Origin of the sequence: Methanobrevibacter curvatus, assembly GCF_001639295.1 — an archaeon.
Classification (GTDB): Archaea; Methanobacteriota; Methanobacteria; order Methanobacteriales; family Methanobacteriaceae; genus Methanoflexus; species Methanoflexus curvatus.
The window spans coordinates 1-2264 of record NZ_LWMV01000073.1 but is presented as its reverse complement, the minus strand read 5'-3'; the positions used below and the strand labels follow the sequence as shown (position 1 = coordinate 2264).

Genomic DNA, 2264 nt, shown 5'->3' with positions numbered 1-2264 from the left:
ATTTTTTAATATTATTTTAAATATTTTTTATTTTTTTGAATTTAAATTATCAAATAAAATAGTAAAGTTTTTAACAATTGTTATATAAAATATATTTTGAATGAATAATTTATTTAAGTAATTTATTTAAGTAATTTATTTAGTAATTTTTTGAATAATTTCCTTATTAGTTTATTTTTAAATAAGTAATGAAATAATATATTCTTAACTGTATTAAAACCGGTGATTAAGAAGTACAAGGAATTAAACTATGAATTCAAAAGTCATGGATAGAGAGGATGTGAAAAAACTTATTTACAATAGGTTCATAGAGCCTACAAAATCAAAAAGAGAGGTTTTTATAGGTGTTGAAATAGAACTACCTATTATTAACCTTAAGAAAAACCCAGTAAGCTTTGATTTGGTTCATAAACTAACTAAACTTTTTAAAGATAAGTTTGATTTTGAAGTAAAATCCATTGATGAAGATGGAAATATTTCTACCCTTGAAAATAATTTAAATGGGGATATATACACTTATGACTGCTCATACAACAACATAGAATTTTCTTTTGGTAAAGAAAAGAAAATTTATAATGTATACAAGAGATTTAAAGAATATTATTTGTTTATTCAAGAAATTTTAAATGAAGAAAATCACATTCTATCTGGTTTTGGTGTTAATCCTTATAGGAACTACAACAACCTTGTACCTATACCAAATGGAAGATATAGAATGCTTTATCATCATCTTTCCACATATCCTAAATTTTCCAACCAAAAAGAATTTCATAAGCTACCAGAGTATGGAATGTTTACAAGTGCATCACAGGTACAAATTGATGTTGATTACAATAATCTAATTGAAACAATAACTGCTTTTTCTAAGCTCGAGCCAATTAAAGCTATTTTATTTTCTAACTCTATTTTATACCCTGAAAATATGGATCTTATTTGTAGTAGAGACATGTTATGGGAAAAAAGTATGCAAGGCTACAACAAGAAAAATGTGGGTATGTATGATCCTATACCTAAAGATATTAATGAGTTTTTAGAGTATATGCTTGATTTGAGTATATACTGCTGTGAAAGAGGAAATAAATACATTAATTTTACTCCAACATTAATTTCTGACTACTTTAACAAAAAAGAAATCATTGGAGAATATTACAATGATGGAAAATATAAAAAAATCAAATTTAAACCTGAATTAAATGATTTTAAATATTTTAGAACATTTAAATTTGAAGACATTACTTTTAGAGGAACAATAGAATTTAGAAGTGTATGCTGTCAACCAGTAGAAGATAGTTTAACTGTTCCTGCATTTCACTTAGGTTTAATTACTAAAGTAAAAGAACTTAATGAGCTATTAGACAATGACACCACAATTTATAATCAAGGGTATTCTTCAAGTGATTTAAGGGAACTTTTTATCAAAGCAGATATTCCTGCATGGGTGAACCAAGAAAATCTCAAAAAACTATTAAAAAAAGTCTTAGATTTAGCAAGTGATGGCTTAAAATCAAGAAAAAACAATGAAGAAGAATTTTTAAAACCCCTTTATGAAAGAGCAAAAATTTTGGATAATCCTGCACAAAAATTAATAAGGAATTTAAATTCAGATAACACATTAGAAGAAATGATTGTAAGCTATTCAAAGTTACCTAAAGACATTTAAATTCATTTAATTTAGTTTAATTCTATTGTTATTATCAATATCATTCTTATTAATGTTATTATTAATATCATTCTTATTAATGTTATTATTAATATCATTCTTATTAATGTTATTATTAATATCATTATTGTTATTTTTAATTTCATATGAGAGTATTTTGAAAGTATTATTTTATTCTCAAAAAAAGAAGACAATTGTAGTCAGCAAAATAACCTAAGCATTTGAATTGTATTAGATTAGAAGAGGTATCATATTAATATCTGCTATTTAATCAATATTAAAACTTTTTAATTCAAAAAATGTGAGTAGATAAGAGTTTTTCCAAAAACATATTTTTAGTTTTTTAAATTAGCAATTTTTTCTTTTTATTTTTTTCTTTTTTTTTTATATCTTTTTTACTTGGGGTTTTTGTGATAATTGAATCTTGTGATTTTTCTTTATTTTTTAGTTAATATTTCTAGGATAGGATATCTCAAACAATATTTACTTAGGTTATGAATATATTCAAAAGTATTTAATTCTAAAATAAATATGTTATTATAGTCCTAAAAATAAAGTTTATAATTAATGATATTTTTTAAAAACTTTCATATTCATTTATTTC

General features: G+C 23.0%; 1 protein-coding gene. It reads left to right on the top strand.

Annotated elements, in window-relative coordinates:
- Positions 1-250 precede the first annotated feature (250 nt).
- Entirely contained in the window at positions 251-1660 is a 1410-nt protein-coding gene (locus MBCUR_RS02015) for a glutamate--cysteine ligase family protein (RefSeq protein WP_084269409.1), read from the top strand.
- Positions 1661-2264 lie beyond the last annotated feature (604 nt).

Bases quoted from the DNA above. Each gene is read 5' to 3' on its own strand.
- MBCUR_RS02015 (WP_084269409.1), top strand. From the start codon at position 251: ATGAATTCAAAAGTCATGGATAGAGAGGATGTGAAAAAACTTATTTAC.